Source organism: Alkalicoccus halolimnae, assembly GCF_008014775.2.
In the GTDB taxonomy this organism is placed as follows: Bacteria; Bacillota; Bacilli; order Bacillales; family Salisediminibacteriaceae; genus Alkalicoccus; species Alkalicoccus halolimnae.
This window is the reverse complement of record NZ_CP144914.1, coordinates 1056012-1074225: the sequence shown is the minus strand read 5'-3', so window position 1 is coordinate 1074225 and position 18214 is coordinate 1056012. Positions and strand designations below refer to the sequence as shown.

At 44.3% G+C, this 18214-nt stretch carries 23 protein-coding genes; 2 read left to right on the top strand and 21 right to left on the bottom strand.

The annotated features are described in order from the left end of the window. Positions 1-416 precede the first annotated feature (416 nt). The 20 genes from FTX54_RS04755 to FTX54_RS04660 form a co-directional block, all read right to left on the bottom strand. The gene (locus FTX54_RS04755; protein ID WP_147803206.1) at positions 417-1334 is read right to left on the bottom strand and encodes a type II secretion system F family protein; all 918 of its coding nucleotides are present in this window, start codon (positions 1332-1334) and stop codon (positions 417-419) included. A gap of 3 nt (positions 1335-1337) precedes the next feature. Continuing rightward, positions 1338-2294 carry a type II secretion system F family protein gene (locus tag FTX54_RS04750; RefSeq protein ID WP_147803207.1) on the bottom strand — a complete coding sequence of 319 codons (957 nt, stop codon included), beginning with the start codon at positions 2292-2294 and terminating at the stop codon, positions 1338-1340. Further along, entirely contained in the window at positions 2291-3661 is a 1371-nt protein-coding gene (locus FTX54_RS04745; RefSeq protein WP_147803208.1) for a CpaF family protein, read from the bottom strand. Before FTX54_RS04745 ends, FTX54_RS04750 begins: the two co-directional genes overlap by 4 nt. A 15-nt stretch (positions 3662-3676) precedes the next feature. Then, on the bottom strand, positions 3677-4867 hold the full coding sequence (locus FTX54_RS04740) for an AAA family ATPase (RefSeq protein ID WP_147803209.1): 1191 nt from the start codon (positions 4865-4867) through the stop codon (positions 3677-3679). A 2-nt stretch (positions 4868-4869) separates the two neighbouring features. Continuing rightward, entirely contained in the window at positions 4870-5466 is a 597-nt protein-coding gene (locus tag FTX54_RS04735) for an RcpC/CpaB family pilus assembly protein (RefSeq protein WP_187254486.1), read from the bottom strand. 30 nt (positions 5467-5496) lie between these two features. Then, positions 5497-6657, bottom strand: coding sequence for a pilus assembly protein TadG-related protein (locus FTX54_RS04730; protein ID WP_187254487.1), 1161 nt, complete (start codon positions 6655-6657; stop codon positions 5497-5499). 5 nt (positions 6658-6662) lie between these two features. Then, positions 6663-7040 carry a TadE/TadG family type IV pilus assembly protein gene (locus FTX54_RS04725; RefSeq protein ID WP_147803212.1) on the bottom strand — a complete coding sequence of 126 codons (378 nt, stop codon included), beginning with the start codon at positions 7038-7040 and terminating at the stop codon, positions 6663-6665. Next, positions 7037-7570, bottom strand: coding sequence for an A24 family peptidase (locus FTX54_RS04720; RefSeq protein ID WP_246125585.1), 534 nt, complete (start codon positions 7568-7570; stop codon positions 7037-7039). Before FTX54_RS04720 ends, FTX54_RS04725 begins: the two co-directional genes overlap by 4 nt. A 275-nt stretch (positions 7571-7845) precedes the next feature. Next, a complete protein-coding gene (locus tag FTX54_RS04715; RefSeq protein ID WP_222706838.1) occupies positions 7846-8031 on the bottom strand; it encodes a Flp family type IVb pilin in 186 nt (61 codons plus the stop codon). Positions 8032-8083: 52 nt separating this feature from the next. Continuing rightward, entirely contained in the window at positions 8084-8269 is a 186-nt protein-coding gene (locus FTX54_RS04710; RefSeq protein ID WP_222706838.1) for a Flp family type IVb pilin, read from the bottom strand. Between the two features lie 52 nt (positions 8270-8321). Continuing rightward, complete coding sequence (locus FTX54_RS04705; protein ID WP_147803214.1) at positions 8322-8507, bottom strand: Flp family type IVb pilin; 186 nt, start codon at positions 8505-8507, stop codon at positions 8322-8324. Positions 8508-9019: 512 nt separating this feature from the next. Next, on the bottom strand, positions 9020-9934 hold the full coding sequence (locus FTX54_RS04700; protein WP_147803215.1) for a type II secretion system F family protein: 915 nt from the start codon (positions 9932-9934) through the stop codon (positions 9020-9022). 3 nt (positions 9935-9937) lie between these two features. Further along, the gene (locus FTX54_RS04695; protein WP_147803216.1) at positions 9938-10891 is read right to left on the bottom strand and encodes a type II secretion system F family protein; all 954 of its coding nucleotides are present in this window, start codon (positions 10889-10891) and stop codon (positions 9938-9940) included. Further along, a complete protein-coding gene (locus FTX54_RS04690; RefSeq protein ID WP_147803217.1) occupies positions 10884-12305 on the bottom strand; it encodes a CpaF family protein in 1422 nt (473 codons plus the stop codon). Before FTX54_RS04690 ends, FTX54_RS04695 begins: the two co-directional genes overlap by 8 nt. Positions 12306-12320: 15 nt before the next feature. Further along, positions 12321-13502 (bottom strand): AAA family ATPase, encoded by a 1182-nt coding sequence (locus FTX54_RS04685; protein ID WP_147803218.1) that lies wholly within the window; start codon positions 13500-13502, stop codon positions 12321-12323. After that, the gene (locus tag FTX54_RS04680) at positions 13502-14113 is read right to left on the bottom strand and encodes an RcpC/CpaB family pilus assembly protein (protein WP_147803219.1); all 612 of its coding nucleotides are present in this window, start codon (positions 14111-14113) and stop codon (positions 13502-13504) included. Before FTX54_RS04680 ends, FTX54_RS04685 begins: the two co-directional genes overlap by 1 nt. Positions 14114-14131: 18 nt before the next feature. Beyond that, on the bottom strand, positions 14132-15034 hold the full coding sequence (locus tag FTX54_RS04675) for a Tad domain-containing protein (protein WP_147803220.1): 903 nt from the start codon (positions 15032-15034) through the stop codon (positions 14132-14134). 5 nt (positions 15035-15039) lie between these two features. After that, on the bottom strand, positions 15040-15417 hold the full coding sequence (locus FTX54_RS04670; protein WP_147803221.1) for a TadE/TadG family type IV pilus assembly protein: 378 nt from the start codon (positions 15415-15417) through the stop codon (positions 15040-15042). After that, entirely contained in the window at positions 15414-15926 is a 513-nt protein-coding gene (locus FTX54_RS04665) for an A24 family peptidase (protein WP_246125586.1), read from the bottom strand. Before FTX54_RS04665 ends, FTX54_RS04670 begins: the two co-directional genes overlap by 4 nt. Positions 15927-16021: 95 nt before the next feature. Further along, positions 16022-16222, bottom strand: coding sequence for a Flp family type IVb pilin (locus FTX54_RS04660; protein WP_147803222.1), 201 nt, complete (start codon positions 16220-16222; stop codon positions 16022-16024). Between the two features lie 360 nt (positions 16223-16582). Between FTX54_RS04660 and FTX54_RS04655 the strand changes: the two genes are divergently transcribed. Continuing rightward, positions 16583-16915, top strand: coding sequence for a DUF192 domain-containing protein (locus FTX54_RS04655; RefSeq protein ID WP_187254488.1), 333 nt, complete (start codon positions 16583-16585; stop codon positions 16913-16915). Beyond that, a complete protein-coding gene (locus FTX54_RS04650) occupies positions 16899-17102 on the top strand; it encodes a hypothetical protein (RefSeq protein ID WP_147803224.1) in 204 nt (67 codons plus the stop codon). Before FTX54_RS04655 ends, FTX54_RS04650 begins: the two co-directional genes overlap by 17 nt. A gap of 146 nt (positions 17103-17248) precedes the next feature. Here FTX54_RS04650 and FTX54_RS04645 read toward each other — a convergent pair whose 3' ends face one another. Next, positions 17249-18106, bottom strand: a complete 858-nt coding sequence (locus FTX54_RS04645) for a DegV family protein (RefSeq protein ID WP_147803225.1) — start codon at positions 18104-18106, stop codon at positions 17249-17251. Between the last annotated feature and the right edge of the window lie 108 nt (positions 18107-18214).

The window sequence follows — 18214 nt, the reverse complement described above, 5'->3', positions numbered from 1 at the left end:
AAAGAATCTCCCCCATAGTTTTATTTATTATTTGATATTTTAGATGTTTTGTTGACTACAGAGATAAGTGTATCATTTTCGTTCTCTGTGGAGATTACAGTTATGTAACAATGTGATGATAATTAAGTAACATCATGTTACGTGATGTTTTATTTATAGTGATTTCGGGTAGACCTATGTAACTAAACTCCGCTGATACCAGACTTCCTTCATACAAGGCTTTTGTAATACTTTCTCATCTTTTCTTTACAGTGAAAAACCTGTTACATCTATATTACAAACTTGTATTATTCAGTTCTTCTCAATAATAAAAAAGATCCCCTCGAAGGGGATCTTTTTAAAGTGCGGAATTCTTTTTGAATTTTACATATCTTTCGTTTCTTAATGATCTTATTCTGTAAAAGTACTGACGTCTTTTAAAAGAATCCATTTACTACCATGTCTACTGCAAATGGGCCGAGAATTACCATGAAAAGCGCAGGGAAAATGAAAAGCACCATTGGGAAAAGCATTTTAACCGGAGCTTTCATCGCTTGTTCTCTAGCACTTTCACGCCGTTGTTCCCGGATTCTTACCGTAAGATTTCTCAAAACATTCGATAAGCCAATGCCCAGCTGATCTGCCTGAATCATCGAAGTAATAATAGCTTGAAACGAGGCAGAAGGAACACGGCGTTTCAAATCATGAAATGCTTCTCTTTTAGATTTCCCCCGCTTCATATCATCGAGCATAATCAGAAATTCATCAGAAAGAGGGCCCGGTTTTTTATGGCAGACCGAAGATATAGCGGCATCTACGCCCACTCCGGCTTCGATAAGCAGATTCACCGTATCAAAAAAGTCCGGCATGTCCAGATTGATCTGCTTTATTCTTTTGTCCCGCTGCTTTTTAAGATAAAACAATGGGAGACGGTAACCGAGGAGACCGAACACACTTGAAAACAAAATTACTGAACCTGCACTTTCTGTTAAAGCAGTAAAGAAAAGTGCCCCCCCGAGACCGGCTGTCAATGCTAATGCTAATTGAAAGAAACGAAATTCAAAAGCTGATCTTTTCTTTAAATACCCTGCATCCCGGAGCAGAATCTCGACTTTTTTCTGTTCCGCAGGTGTCACAAATTTTTTCGTATAACCAATGCCTTTGTCCCATATTGAGTCCAGCAGGTGAGGCTGCTTTTCCCGGTCACTTGAAAGTCTGCTGCGTTCAGAAACGCCCACATACATTTCCGTCCGTGACTGAAGCTGGATCTGGCGTCTGTTCAGAGTTATAAACACAGCTGCTGCGAGAAGGGTCGTAAATAAAAGCAGAAATGGCAGAATGAGTAAAGGATTCATAGTTTACACCTCAATCTTAATAACTTTTTGAATTAGCAGCCAACCGATAAAGATGGAGATGAGAGTAAGAAAAGACAATGTCCATCCTAGAGGATGCTGAAACATGATAGCTCCATATTCCCGGTTAAACATATAGATAAATACTGCCAGAGCGACAGGAAGCATTGTTATAATCCAGGAACTGATTTTCCCCTGCGCGACAAGTGTTTTTAATTCATCTAGCACCCGGATTCTGCCTCTTATAGTCTCTTCCATAGCGAGAAGCAGTTCAGCAAGATTTCCCCCGCTCTCTCTCTGGGCAATGATGCTTTGCACAATAACTTCCAGTTCTTTATTCGGCATACGTTCTGTCATGCGGTGCATCGCTTCTTCTACAGGACGTCCCAGCCTGATTTCATTTACTGCTCTTCCAAACTCCGGGCCAAGCGGATCAGGCATTTCTTTCGCTACCATCTGCATCGACTGAAGAAAACTGAACCCTGCCCGCAGGGAGTTCGCCATTGTCCCAAGCGTCTCCACAAGCTGATAGGTAAGCAGCTCCAGACGCTTTTTTCGTTTGTACCTTGCATAAACTACCGGCACATAAAAACCGAAAGGTAATGCAAGCACAGCCAGATACCAAACAGGGAAAAACAACCAGAGCATTCCAGCGGAGAGAAAGGCTGTACTTATCCGAAGAGCGAGAAATTCGGAAGGAGTCAGTGAAAAGCCCCCCTGCTGTAAAAGATTTTCCGTTTTTGTTTGGACAGGAAGACCCTGCAGTGCTTTTCCAGCCATTTCGAGCAGGGAAAACTTCCGTCGTTCCTCCACCGGCTTTTCTTCTCCCCGCGTCTCCTGTTTTGCCACATACTGGTTTGTTCTGTTTTTCAGCCGGGAGCGCTTCTGGAACTGAGTGATAAAAGCGTAGCTGAGCATCGTGAAAAGAACTACGAGAATTAGTAACAACGCTAGATTCATCATTGCTCCCACCTGCTGTCAAACCAGGACCCCGGAAGATGAAATCCATTAACTTCAAGATCTTCGGCTGCTTTCGGCCGGATGCCTGTAGGGACAAACTCTCCGATCAATTTATCTCCTTCATCCATACCTGTTTCCTTATAGAGGAAAATGTCCTGAAGAACGATCGTCTCCCCTTCCATCCCAAGAACTTCGGTAATGTGCGTAATTTTCCGGCTTCCATCTTTCATACGGGATTGGTGCACGATTATATCGATAGCACTTGCGATCTGTTCCCTGATCGCACGTACTGGAAGATCAAAGCCAGCCATTAACACCATCGTTTCGATACGGGAAAGCATATCCCGCGGAGAGTTGGCGTGGCCCGTACTTAAACTGCCGTCGTGTCCGGTATTCATCGCCTGAAGCATATCCAGCGCTTCCGCTCCACGAATCTCCCCTACTACGATCCGGTCAGGGCGCATACGCAGAGAGTTACGAACAAGATCCCGAATGGAAATTTCCCCTTCTCCTTCTATATTAGGAGGGCGTGACTCCAGAGAAATAATATGCTGCTGGGAGAGCTTCAGCTCCGCCGCATCTTCTATCGTAATAATCCGCTCTGATTCCGGAATGAAGGAAGACAAGACGTTTAATGTAGAAGTTTTACCGGAACCTGTCCCGCCGCTGATAAAAATATTCAAATTAGACTGTACGCATGCATTTACAAAAGAAGACATATCTTCTGTCCACGTACCAAATCGCACAAGGTCCGCGGAAGTAAACGGAACTTCCGAAAACTTTCGAATCGTTATAGACGATCCCCTCAGCGAAAGGGGCGGTATAATGGCATTTACACGCGAACCGTTAGGCAGCCTGGCATCCACCATCGGAGAACTTTCATCTACTCTTCTTCCAAGGGGCGATACAATTCTTTCAATAACTCCCTTAACGTGGGCATCATCCCGAAAAGTCAGATTGCTTTTTATAATTTTTCCTTTGTATTCATAGTAAATATCCTGGGAACTGTTAACCATTACCTCTGTTATTTCTGTATTGTCCAATAGAGACGTAATGGGACCGTACCCAAGAAGTTCATACTTCACAGCCTGTAAAAGCTGCTTCTTCTGTTCGAAGGTAAGCCGGCTTCCCATTTCCTCTACTAGTTCTTCCCCGCGTTTTTCTATAATCATTTTTTCCTGTTCTTTACTCGTTATCGTCTTTTTCTTAAGTTCTTCCACTATAGCCGTATGGATTTCCGCTTCCATCTCCCAGAATTCCGGGGTCATCACCAGTCCATCGGCGGGGGGGACAGAGGTTTTCTGGACTACGGGGTCCTTCACAGTGACAGGAGTCTCGACATTTCCTGCGTATTTCTCAAAAAGCGACATCGTCTTCCCTCCTCCCTACTGGGCTTTCGCCATCATTTTTTTCTTCTTCTTTTCTGCTTTCTGTTCTTTTTCTTCGGTTCCGGCCATCAGCTTTGCAGCGAGAGCTTTCATATCTTTAGCAACTGGTTTACGAGGATGGCTTGTTACATAAGGCACACCTTCCTGAATAGAGCCGCTGACGATAGCTTCCTGCTCGGAAAGAGATGCAAAAATAGAAGCACCGATTACCTCTTCCATTTTTTTAGGATCAATGGCTCCTTTTTTCCCGCTGCGATTGTGCACAAGCTTGGCTTTATGAGAGAGCTGAAGAGATTCGAGAGTATCAAAATATAACCTTGTATTCCTAACGCATGGAAGTTCTCCATTAGAAAGAACTAAAATTTCGTCCGATGCTTTCAGGCACTGCAGCTGCACTTCGGAAATAGCCGCCGTATTATCAATAAGAATAACCTGGTAAATGTTTTTCAGTTCTTCAATAGCATACTGAATGTCTGCTGCAGTGATCATTTCAAAAAATTCCGGACGGGAAGGGGCTGCCAGTATACTGACGCCGGAGTCGTGCTTAGTCATAAACTGGTCAATATCCAGTTCAGCACGGTTATCGCCCTCTTTTACCCACTCATAGATGGTTTTTTTCGGCTTCAAATTTAAATACATGGCGGTGTCGCCAAATTGAATATCCCCATCCAGTACGGCCACCCGCTGCCCCTGTTCAGCCAGAGCTGCAGCAAGGTTAACCGTTACGGAAGACCTGCCTGCCCCTCCCTTCGTGCTGCTGATAGAAACGACACGCTGATCAATCGCGATGAGAGGAATCCCCGTCACATCAGCCTGGCGCATCCGATGCTGGATATTTTTCTCTGCATGCACGATCATTTCTCTGATTTCATCTTTATCCGCACTGAACCGAATAGTATTGGAAGCTCCTGCTTTCATCGCTTTTTTGGCGTTTTCCATATTATCCGGGATCATGAGTACAATGTGCAGATGCGGGTATTTGGCTGAAAGCTCTTCGCAAAGCTGATAAACGTTATACACTTTATTCGCTTTGATCAACAGTACGACGTTCGGATCTTTTTTCAAATGATCAAAAAGTCTGTCTAAATAAGTGACTCTTTTTAATTTGTAGTCACGTTTTTCCAGGCACTCCTCCAGCATGTCGGCACGGGCGTTGGTATCCGAATAGAACAGCCACTGCATTTCCATTTTTATCTTTCCCCCTTCATGACGGGCCTTGTAATATTAATTCTCTCTTCGAGCGTAGTCCCATCCTCTTCATCACGCAGCATGAAATAAAAACCATCCTGATCTTTCGCTGCCAGGCTGAGCTCCACCCCTTCTTCCGGAGTTACTTCTACAGTCACTGTTTCGTAACGAAGCGCTTCATTTTCTGAATCGGCAGAAATTCCGGAGGCAAGCACTTTTAAGTCCTGCATGATTAATTCCGCTGTCAGCAGTTCTGTGTCCGAACTTTCTCCTTTTTCTTCGTCTTCTTCTCCTTCTTCTATATCCGTATAGTAAGCAACAACATCGACCCGGTCTTTAGGTTCAATATACCCCGACACCCCTTCTTCAGGATTAGCCACACGCAGGGACATCGCCCTTTTTCCTTCTTCTATTTCTACAATCGGATTGGCTTTCTCCCTGGCATAGGCTTCTTCCATTTCCTGTTCTTCGGCTGCTGCCTGTTCCTGCTCAGCTTCCTCTGCCTCTTCAGGTGAAGTGATATTAGTTACAAAAGCACTGTAGATTAATACAGCGGCTATCATGCCTGTAATGAGTGATGCGATCCAGATCTTTTTCATATTCATAGCTTCCTCCCTGCCCCCCTGTGATTAATTAATTAAACGTACATTGAATGCCCCGTGTTCCGGTATTCCTTCTTCTCCCTCTCCGAGCGTGACCATATCTATAAAGTGTCCGATAATGCGGTGTTTATCCTGGCCTTTCCCCATTCCTTCCAGCCAGTAGGAAGCGAAGCCGATAATTTCAAGAGAATCTCTGCCGGAAATCGTGGAAAAAGATCCTTCCGCGACAACAGCAACGATAATGACGCGGCTGCAGGAATTATCCGCTGTGTCAGGCGAATTGCAGTCAGGACTTCCGCTGTCCCGGCTGATCAGTTCTTCTACCGCTGCCTTCACTCTCCCATGTTTCTTTCCTGGTTCCGTGTCTTCCGATACGTTTGAGTCGGGTGATTCTGGATCTTCACTGACATAATCACTTAAATCTCTTTCGACTCCGTCCACAAATGCATCGTATAAATTGGAAGCTCCTGATCCTTCGATGGCAAGGTACCCGCAGTTTCCTTTGTTGCCAGGGTCGTCTGCAACGTCGCCCCCCTCTTCATATCCCACGTTATAACCATCTTTGTATCCTTTTTCGGCATCCGTTGATTCAGGAAGAGAAGCTTTACTTTCCCTGTCGTAACCGTCAATATAACCATCTTCATAGCCCTGTCTAAACGCATCTTCATAAGCTTCGGATGTGCTTCCCGAGAAAAACTTGTTTAAATTTGTATCCTTCGAACCATTACCAGGATTTTCACAGTTAAGGTACGTTCCATCGGGGATGCTGCCTTCTTCAACGGCAATCGGTGCTGCTTTTATGCTTTTGCTTAACGGAAAAATTCCCGCTGTCGCTGTCGCTTGTACTTCTGCCGTTTGAAAACCAAGAACTCTTGCAAACATCAGGGAAACGTCCGACATATGTGTAACAGTTACGGAGGTATCCTCGACGGAAACGCTCCCTGAGTCGATAGAAAAACCATTGAGTCCCGCTACTTCCATCGCTTCCGGGACCGGTCCGTCTTCTGTATAATAAACCTGCGCCCCGGCAAGAGCTGCGGCATCAACTGCTTTTTGCATCTGACTTTTTTCGAAGTAGAGCTTTCCGCCATCAAGTGCCATTGCTGCTATTCCAATTAAAACGGCCATTGTGATGGCTGTCATAATAGCAACGTTTCCAGACTGCCCTTTCCATAAAAGATTTTTCATTATCATCACTCTACTCTCATTACGGTAGTGTTGGATAATTCTATGGGACCTGTCATGCCTTCAATAAACGGTGTTACCAATGGTACAGAGTGGGTAATCGTTATCGTTACTTTTTCCCCTGATTCTCTTCCTGCTTCCCCCGGACTTATAGTTACCTGGCTACTCGTTAAGGAAATGCTTCCTCCTCTTTCCACCGCTGCACTCATCACTTCTGCGTCGCTTCCCTGAATGCTGGCCATTCTTGCTGCTTCTCTTCCGGCATGATCCATAGTCAGCCCGGTGTGAAACATCCGCCCGACATCGACGATTCCGAAAAGCATGATAGCCAGGATGGGAAGAATCAGAGCGAATTCAACAAGGGACTGGCCTTTTTCACTTTTCATACCGGCAGCACTCCTCCGGCCAGACTTCCCGCAAAAGTTACTACTGTGCCTACTGCAATGGCAACGCCATATGGAAGACTTGCATGTCTTGCCCCGCTGCGAATTTCACTAAGGCTTCCTGCCGTGTTTCTTATAAGCGGCATCGCATATAACATCGTATGAAAGTTCTCAAGCGCTCCCCGCTGTTTTGCTATGAAATAAAGTCCCATTACTCCCCCCGCAATTGCTGCAAACAAAAAAGTTGAAATGACGAATCCCGGTCCCATTAATGCGCCAACTGCTGCCATCAGCTTTACATCCCCCGCCCCCATTCCACCCATGATGTAAGGAATAAGCAGCAGACCGAAGCCGATTAGAAACCCAAGCCCGCTAAAAATAAATCCTTCCAATCCAGCTGTGACACTGTGAATTGCGAGGCCTGTTACAATAGCCGGAAAAGTAACGATATTTAAAATACGCCTGGTTGTGATATCTGTGAAAAACGAAATTCCGATCGTGGCAGCTAATATCGCAATAATCAATACAGTCATTTCCATCCCTCTTCCTCTATAGTGAATAAAAAAGAGTTATCCTATAGGCTATAGGACAACTCTTTTCCCGGTGCCTAAGTAGACACATACATTTAATTTAGTATGGAGTTTATTTTCAGCCGTCCAAGGCGTCCAAGGCGTCCAAGATATGATCGTATGCTCTGCAGATAATACTTGCAATAAACTGCAGAGTTTCTTCCTAAGTCAAATCGATCATCTATTACCCCGGTTTTTTCTAACGAATTAAAAGGTTAACTAATATTTTAGAAAGCTAATCAGCCTCCTCCTTCGCCTGCTCCACCAAGTGCATCTGAAATGCTCGTAAATACTCCGCTGATTCCACCTTCCACCAGTTGAAGAGCCCCTACCAACACTACGGAAATCAAAGCGATAATCAATGCGTACTCCACCAGTCCCTGTCCTTCTTCTTCCACCATTAAGTTCTTCATCTGCTCCATCATTCTGCATTCCTCCTTAAAATTTAGAAAATCATTTTATACCTTAGAAAGCTAATCAGCCTCCTCCTTCGCCTGCTCCACCAAGTGCATCTGAAATGCTCGTAAATACTCCGCTGATTCCACCTTCCACCAGTTGAAGAGCCCCTACCAACACTACGGAAATCAAAGCGATAATCAATGCGTACTCCACCAGTCCCTGTCCTTCTTCTTCCACCATTAAGTTCTTCATCTGCTCCATCATTCTGCATTCCTCCTTAAAATTTAGAAAATCATTTTATACCTTAGAAAGCTAATCAGCCTCCTCCTTCGCCTGCTCCACCAAGTTCGCTTACAATACTGTTAAACGCTCCACTGATCCCGCCTTCCACCAGTTGAAGAGCCCCTACCAACACTACGGAAATCAAAGCGATAATCAATGCATACTCCACCAGTCCCTGTCCTTCTTCCTCCACCACTAAGTTCTTCATCTTCTCCATCATTCTGCATTCCTCCTAAATTTTTTTGTAAGAGTTTTATTCGTTATTAAGAATATCTCTTAAGGATTATAATAATTCGTTATAAAGAAAAAGTAAAGCACTTTTTTGATTTATTTTCAAATATTTTGAAATAAAGCATGAATAACCCTGTTATATTAACTATTTTTAACGTTTTTTTCTTTTTAACGAATATATTTATTTATTATAATGTTCTTAATAAAGTTTTAATTGGCCATAATAAAGGAGCTGATCCATCGATGGATCAGCTCCTTTATTTGGAGTCGACTATTAAAATAATATTAGTTTAGAACAACCTTTTTATTCTTTAGAAATAGAGGTTGAGCCTCTCAATTCAAAGTCAAATATCTTTTCCTTTCGTTAAGTTAAGCTCTATGCAAAAGTCAGCAGAGCTCTGGCTGCCTCCCGGAAAACGTTGTCTGGAAACATAGGAAGTCTGTCTTGTTGAATTTGAACCAGCATGTAATTTTTTTGCTAGAATTATTTATTAGAAATTTTCACATCAGCCCATTAATGATGAGATTAACCATAAAAGGACCTAAAATCACAATAAAAAGAGCGGGGAATATGAAAATCATCATTGGAAAAAGCATTTTTACCGGTGCTTTCATTGCCAGTTCACGTGCCTTTTCCCGGCGTTGCTCGCGGATACGGATAGTTAAATTCCGAAGCACGTTGGACAGTCCAATCCCCAGCTGATCGGCTTGAATCATCGAAGTAATAATACTCTGGAAAGAATCAGAAGGAACCCGCAGCTTCAATTCGTGAAAGGCTTCCCTCTTTGATTTTCCTCTTTTCATATCGTCCAGAACGATTAGAAATTCATCTGACAGCGGTCCTGGTTTTTTGCGGCATACGACGGCAATCGCAGCATCCACACCAACGCCTGCTTCCACAAGAAGGTTCACAGTGTCAAAAAAATCCGGCATATCCAGATCTATTTGCTTAATACGCTGATCACGCTTTTTCTTCAAATAAAACACAGGCATCCGCCAGCCTAAAAATCCTACAGGAAAAGCAATAAATATTGCTGCTAAACTGCCTTCCATTAATAAAAAGAAAAAAATAAAAGCCAGGAATCCAGAAATAAAAGCCGCGGCTATCTGTCTCATTCGAAATTCGGTTACCGACATTAATTTTACATACCCGGCATCTCTAAGCATCTTTCCTACCTTTTTTTCTTCAGAAACAGAAACATATCTTTCTGACTTTTCAATTCCTTTTTTCCATAATTCGTTTATCGGAGATTTCTTTTCCGCATGTAAATTGCTTGATTTTTGTAAAGGAACACCAATATAAGCTTCCCTGCGCTCAGCGATAGTAATCTCTCTTAGAAATATAGTATGCAGCACACCAGCAAATGAAAAAATTAGAAAGACAGTCAGCATGAGAAAAATAAGTATTGGATTCACAGCCTACACCTCAATTTTTATAACTTTTTGAATCAGCAGCCAGCCAATAAATATGGAAACTGTCCCCATAAAAGATATCATCCAGCCCAACGGTTCCGTTAGCATAATCGATATGTAGTCGTAATTGACAAAATACATAAATAAGGCAAGAGCAACGGGAAGCATTGTAATAATCCATGAAGACATTTTCCCCTGGGCTACCAGCGTTTTCAGCTCGTCCTGCACTTTAATACGACCGCGAATGGTTTCCTCCATAGAAATAAGCAGTCCTGCCAAATTCCCCCCGTTCTCTCTCTGAGCAACAATCCCCTGCACAATGACTTCCAGCTCTTTATTCGGCAGTCTTTCCGTCATACGAACGAGTGCTTCATCTACCGGCCTTCCTAAACTTATTTCCTTTACCACCCGTCCAAATTCAGGACCCAGGGGATCGGGCATTTCCTTCGATACAAGCTGCATTGCCTGGAGGAAGCTGAAACCCGCCCTGAGAGAATTGGCCATCGTCCCCAGGGTCTCGATCAGCTGGTGGGTTAAAAGCTCCAACCGCTTTTTGCGTTTTCGAGAGACAACCGCAGCCGGTATTGCAAAACCTGCTGCAAGACCAATAAATAGATGAATAATAGAGTTGAAAAGCAGCCACGAAACAACACCAGCGGCAGAAGCAGCTAAGATACGCACCGCCAGGAACTCTGAACCGCTTAAAGTAAAACCAGCCTGCTGCAGTTTATCTTCCGTTTTCACTTTTACAGGAAGGAAGCTGAGCGCCTTCCCTGCTCCACGAATAAGGGGTGAATCACGGTTTTCTTTTCTCTTTTTTACCTCAGTTTTTTCTTCTGCGTGTATATAAAGATGCCGACGCTGTTTCACTCTCTTTTTCCTGTTCACATTAATCAATAAAGTATAAATTATAAATGAAAAAAGTATTGTAAACAGCAGCACGAATAAAACACTATTCATAATCTAACTCCTGATCAAACCAGGCACCAGGGAGCGTAAATCCGTTTGCTTCTAAACGATCTGAAATGTGAGGACGAATACCTGTAGGTGAAAATTGGCCAACCAGATTTCCATCCTCATCCATTCCAGTTTCTTTATAAACAAACAAGTCTTGAAGAACAATGGTCTCGCCTTCCATTCCAAGTACTTCGGTAATATGGGTGATTTTACGGCTGCCATCCCTTAGACGTGACTGCTGGACGATAATATCAATCGCACTGGCTATCTGCTCTCTTATTGCCCGTACCGGCAGGTCAAAACCGGCCATCATAACCATTGTTTCAATACGGGAAAGCATATCACGAGGGGAGTTGGCGTGCCCCGTACTTAAGCTGCCGTCGTGACCGGTATTCATTGCCTGAAGCATATCAAGAGCTTCAGCTCCGCGGATTTCCCCGACGACAATCCGATCCGGTCTCATACGAAGAGAGTTTTTTACCAGGTCCCGGATCGTAATCTGTCCTTCTCCTTCAATGTTGGCCGGGCGGGATTCCAATGAAATAACATGATCTTGAGAAAGTTTCAGCTCCGCAGCATCCTCAATAGTAATGATCCGGTCTCCTTCCGGTATGAATGACGATAGAACGTTTAAGGTAGAGGTTTTACCGGAACCGGTCCCTCCGCTTATGAAAATATTTAACGCAGAATCCACTCCTGCTTCAACAAAATTGGCCATGTCATCTGTCCATGTGCCGAATCCGACTAGATCCTGAGCCGTAAAAGGAGTCTCCGAAAATTTCCGAATCGTAATGGAGGGTCCTTTCAGAGCAAGAGGAGGTATAATTGCATTAACACGCGAACCATTAGGAAGACGTGCATCCACCATGGGAGAACTTTCATCTATTCTTCTTCCCAATGGAGAAACAATGCGGTCAATGACACCTTTTACATGGGCATCATCTCGAAAACTGAGATTGCTTTTTAGAAGTTTCCCTTTAAATTCATAGTAAATATCTTTAGCACTGTTTACCATTACCTCGGAAATGTCGGGATTCTCCAGAAGAGAGGTGATAGGACCATAGCCAAGCAGTTCATATTTCACAGCCTGCAGAAGATGCTGCTTCTGTTCAAAAGTCAACCGATCGCCTGCCTGATCAACTTTTTCCTGAGAAATTTTTTCAATCATCTGTTTTTCCTGCTCCGCATCGTTAAAAGTCTTCTTTTTAAGTTCCTCCACAATATCTCCATGAATTTTTGATTCCATCTCCCAGAATTCATCGGTCATGGGAGGATTCTCGGTCAGAGGAGCGGAAGCTTGTTTCTTTTTTTTCATTTCAACAGGTTGAGGAGTTTCTTTTTCAGCCGCTTGAGAACTGGATTTCTCCAGCTTTTTTTCTTTTTTTTCAGGGGCTGTATATTTAGTAAATAAGGACATTCACTTCCTCCTCCTTTACTTCGCTTTGGAAAAAAGCTTTTTAGAGTTTTTTTTATGAACTTCGTCGGAGCCGGTTAACAATTTACGTGCCATTCCCTGCACCTGTTTAGAAAGAGGTTTTTTTGGGTTGTCCATTACATAGGGGCGCCCTTCTTCGATCGATCTTTCTACCAGCTGCTGCTGATCCGGCAGGGAAACATAAATATTCAGGCCTGTCAGCTCCTCTATTTTTTTTGGATCCATACCGTCTTTTTTCCTGGAACGATTATGGATCAGCCTTACCTTCTCTTTCAGTTCCATAGAATCGAGCGTATCAGCATATAATTTTGTATTACGCACGCAGGGAAGGGTGCCGTCTGTCAAAAGCAGAATTTCATCGGATTCATTCAGACACTGGAGTTGCACTTCGGAAATGGCAGCAGAATTATCGATAAGAATAATCTGGTAAATTTTTTTCATTTCCTGAATTACGAGCTGTATATCATCCGCAGTAACCATCTCAAAAAACTCCGGCCGCGAGGGTGCGGGCATCACACTTACTCCGGAATCGTGCTTTGTCATGAAGGAATCAATGTCGAGCTCTGTCCGGTTTTCCCCTTCTTTTATCCATTCATAAATTGTCTTCCGCGGACGCAGATCCAGATACATCGCAGCATCTCCGAACTGTACGTCTCCATCCAGTACGGCTACTCTCTGTCCCTCCCCAGAAAGTGCCAATGCAAGATTGACAGTAAAAGAAGTTCTGCCTGCACCACCTTTAGTGCTGCATATCGAAATAACTTTTTGATCCAGAAGAGAAGGATCCATTTCCGTGATCTCTTCCAGTTGTTTTCGATGATTCATATATTTTTCTGCGTGAATGATGATGTCACGGACTTCATCTTTATCGTGACTGAAACGAAGCGTGTTGGAAGCGCCTGCCTGCATCGCTTTACGGGCATTTTCCATATTGTCCGGGATGATCAGGACAATATAGAGCTGCGGATACTTTACAGAAAGCTCCGAGCAAAGCTGATAAGCATTGTATACAGTATGTGCACGGATAATAACTGCAGCGTTTGATTCTGTTTTTAAATAATCAAAAAGCCGCTCTAAATAAACTACTCTCTTAAGCGCCTGATCCCGCTTTTGAAGAGCTTCTTCGAGAAGATCAGCTTGCGCGTTCGTATCCGAATAAAAAAGCCAATTAAACTGCATTACTGCCCCTCCCCTCTAAGGATAGGCCGTGTGATTTCGACACCCTCTTCTTCTATGCTGTCGTCTTCTTCATCACGCAGCATAAAATAAAATCCGTCCGCATTTTTTTCAGCAAGACTAAGCAGTACCCCTTCTTCAGGAGTTACTTCCACCGTAATCTGAACGTAGCGCAAAGCATCCGCTTCTGCGTCGTACGCTCTTCCGGCCGCAAGTACCTTAACATTTTGTAAAAGCAGTTCGGCACTTAGTTCTTCCCCTGCCGTCTCCACCTCTATTTCTTCTGAATCTTCATCATCCATTTCCGGTTCCAATGTTTCAAATGCAATAATATCCACATGTGATTTCGGTTCTATGTATCCGGAAACTCCGTGAACCGTATTATCAATGGGTATAGAAACAGCTCTCATCCCCTGTTCAATATCGTCCATAGGATTTACCTGCTGGCGGGTCAATGCCTCTTCTTCTGCCTGTTCAGCCGCCTGCTGTTCCAGAGCTTGCTGTTCCTGCTCCTCTTCCTGGGAGGAGCTACTGCTTATGAGCGAGCTGTACAGCAGAATCGCTGCAATAAAGCCGGTAAAAATTGCGATTATCCAGATTTTTTTTGTGCTCATCACTGTGTCCTCCTGCTGTTATTCCATCAGTTTTACTACGTGGGAGCCGTAGTTTTTTGCATTAGGATCCAGTTCCCCGAGCCGTACCATATCGATATAATGGCCGACTATACGGCTGTTTCCTCCTTGGTTTGTAAATCCTTCCACCCAATAGGAAGCAAAGCCGAGAACGTTAACGTGGTCGCGGCCGGAAGCGTCGCTGAAGGCCCCGGATTCCGTTACCGCTACTGTAATTACCCTGTAACAGGAAGCATCCGCTGTAGAATAGCTGTCGCATTTGTTGTTTCCGCTGTCTTTAGAAATAATTTCATCTACAGCGCTTCTTACCTGGCCGACTTTTGCTCCGGGTTCGGTTTCGAGTTCATATGTGCCAATTTCAATCGTTTTTCCATAAACAAGTGCCTCGTTCAAAGAAGAGGCTCCTGTTCCGTTCCCCGTCAAGTATCCACAGTTTCCCCCATCTTCGGGTTTGGCACAGTTTAAATACTTCCCATCAGGAATTTCACTCTCTTCTATGGCAATCGGCGCTATTCGATCTCCCTTGCCGAGAGCACCTGTTGCAGCGGTGGAAGATGCAAATACGTCAGCATCATTTATGCCGATCATTCTGGCAAACGACAAAGGTACGTTCGATTCATGTTGTACAGTTACCCTCCCATTTTCAACAGTTATTTGTGAACCCGCTATCTGAAAACCATTCAGGTCTGCTATTTCCTGTGCTTCTAAATTAGAATCGCCTGAATAGTAGGCATGAGCTCCAGCAAGAGCAGCGGCGTCCACCGTTTTCTGCAGATTGCTTTTTTCAAAATAAAGCTGACCCGCATCTACTGCAATTGCTGCAAAGCCCATAAGCATAGAGAGAGCGAATGCAAAAATCACGATGATGTTTCCTCGTTCTTCATTTTTCAGCTGTTTCCACATACCAATCACTCCACCCTCATCACTGTCGTGTTCGTAAGCTCAAATGAACCAGCCATATTTCCAATTACCGGTGTTAGAAAATCCACCGGATACGTAATGGTAATCGTCACCCTCTCTCCGGACATTCGGGCACCTGCCCCGGGAGAAATGTCTACATGACCGGAAGCCAGTGAAATGCTGGAACCGCTGTCTACAGCTGTCCCGATGACTTCTGCATCACTGAGCTGCAGAGAGGCAGCCCGGGCAGCTTCTCTGCCTGCATGGTCCATCGTAAGCGAAGCATGGAAAAGACGGCTTACATCAACGATTCCAAACAAAAGGATAATAAGAAGCGGGACGACTAAAGCAAACTCCACCATCGACTGACCTCGTTCGCTTTTCATAGTCCGAACCCTCCTGCATAGGCCATTACTGCACCGAGCACTATTGACACCCCGTAGGGCATGGTTGTAGTTTTTGCAGTCTGACGAATCCCCTGCAGGCTTCCTCCCTTTATAAAAGGAATAAAATAAAAAACAGCTTTCATTGAAGAAAGAAGCCCCTGTTTTTTCAGAAGTATAAATAATGCGAGGAATCCACCGATGATAGCTCCAAGCACAAATGTTGCCAGAACAAAACCTGTACCCGCTAGTGCTCCTACAGCCGCCATCAGCTTGACGTCTCCCGCTCCCATCCCGCCTAAAGCAAAGGGAATAAAAAGGACAGCCAGCCCGGTTAGAAAGCCTGCACCGCTGAAAAGAAAACCTTCCAGTCCGCCAGCAAGCGTATAATAAAGAAAACCGAGAAGCATCGCCGGAAATGTCACTATATTTAAGATTCTCCGCGACGCAATATCGGTAAAAAAAGAAATGCCGAGTACGGCCGCCAGAATAACTATTATAAAAAGAGACACAAATTTTCCTCCTTCCTACCGAAAAAAGAGCCGCCCAGCGCAGGCGCTAGGACAGCTCTTTCCTTCCTGTGCCTCAGAAAGACACACTATAATCATCAAGTGCCAGTTTCAGTTTCAGTTTCAGTGCCAGTATCGAACTCACTAATAACATCATCCTGGAAGAAGTTGGCAATTGTGTCACCTAGAGTCATAATAACGGCAATAACGACTACCGCTACTCCTGCAAGAATTAACGCATACTCCGCCATGCCCTGTCCTTCTTCTTCTGTAACTAACTGCTTAAAAATATCCACCATAGTGAACGCCTCCTGTATAGTTTTAAATGAATTGTCAAATGCTGCTAACGACTCTTTCTTATTTCTTATAATAATTCATTAAAGTGAACAAGGTAAGGTACTTAAGACCTATTTATAACATTTTTCAGAGATTTGTGAGAGATTTAATGTCAAAATTATCTCTGATTATGCATAGTCCAACTGAATACTTTGTGAATTATTTCACTTAGTAGCCCCTATGCTTTATGCCATACTCTTTCGTTTTCAGCTGTGCATCTGCAATTCCCAGTAATATCTTTCGGGCTTTTCATGTTTTTGTATTCATTAAAAAGAACCTGTGTAATAATAAAAATATTACTTAATAACTCTAGGAGGAATACGATGGAACAGCTGCCCATCCGCTTAGCTGATACGTTCGGAAGCCGCTTTAAAGGATTGATGTTCGTACCGGAGGTTACTGAGGCATTATGGATCACTCCGTGCAATTCGATCCATATGTTTTTTATGAGAACGAGCATCGACGTGCTGTTTCTGGATGCTTCGCAGCAGATTATCGCTGTAAAAGAAGAAGTGAAGCCGTGGCGTCTCATTCTGCCTGTAAAACATGCAAAAAGCGTGGTGGAACTGCCGCCCGGATTCGTCGAACGAAATGGGGTGAGCCCGGGAAGCAGGGTGTCGATTCAGAAAGGATTTCTCCATGTGGACGAGGCGTGAACGGGATGATTATTTATCGCAGACAGCAGCTTTTCTTGCCGCCCAATTTCACCTTTCTGACAGAGAAGCCTACCGCCTGATCCGCGAAGCCGGTCTGAAACAAAACCTCCTGGAAGACCCACAGGAGACCACCCTCCTCTCCCCTAAAGCCCAGGCGGAAAAGGTGTTTAGAAAATCGCAGCACTAAAAAGAAGCGCCTTCCCCGACTTATATTTTTAAGTCACTGCTAATCCGTCGATACAAAAAAAGCTCCCACAGACGGAATAAGAAAGAGAGCAGCTCCGACAACAAGTGTCGCGAGCTGCTCTCTTTTGACCAGAACCGGTCGTTTTATTAAGCTTCTTCGTTATGCCAGACCATGCCGAGGGTGCCTTCGCCCGCATGAACGGCAATAGTGGAACTGATTTCTCCTACAACAATATCCAGATCAGCAAACTTCTCCTCGACCAGCTGCTTTAGTTCCGCAGCCTTTGCAGGAGCGTTTCCGTGCATAATCTGTACACCGTGAATCGTATGAACTTTCCTTGCTTCTCCAAGCAGCTCCGCCATACGCCGAATCGCTTTTTTCTCGGAGCGGACTTTTTGGAAAACTTCGAACGTTCCTTCGTTCGTGATCTTAATAATCGGCTTTACTTTCAACAGGTTGCCGATAAGATACGAAGCTCCGGACATGCGCCCGCCTTTATAAAACTGCTCCAGACTTCCGAGGAGCACGTAGCATTCAGACCGTTTCGCTTCTGCCTGCAGGTTTTCACCAATTGTCGCCGGATCCACACCTTCCCCGGCCTGCTTCATCCCTCTTTCGATCAACGTCGTAATCGCATAGGACATAGAAAGGGAATCGACCACCTCGACCTGAAAACCGGAAATTTCCTGCCCCTGCAGAGCGCTGGAATACGTTCCGCTCAGCTGACTTGAAATATGCACCGAGACTGCGGCGTCGTATTTTTCTTTCAGGATGTCGTAAAGTTCTGCAAATCTTCCCGCCGGCGGCTGCGAAGTTTTAGGGACTTCTTTGTCCGCGCGGATTTTTTTGTACAGTTCATCCGAAGTCAAATCGACTCCGTCTTCATACGTATCATCGTTAAAGGTTATAGAAAGCGGCAGAACGTACACGTCGGGGTGCGCAGCAAGCTCTTCGGTAATATAAGCCGTGCTGTCGGTCACCCAGGCTATTCGTTTGTTTGGCATCGCTATCCTCTCACTTTCTGTCCGTCATTTCCTCTATTATAACCTGTACGTGATTCTATTACTAGGTACTAATTTCTTCCTTTAAAAATGACTCTGTGAAAGCTGACT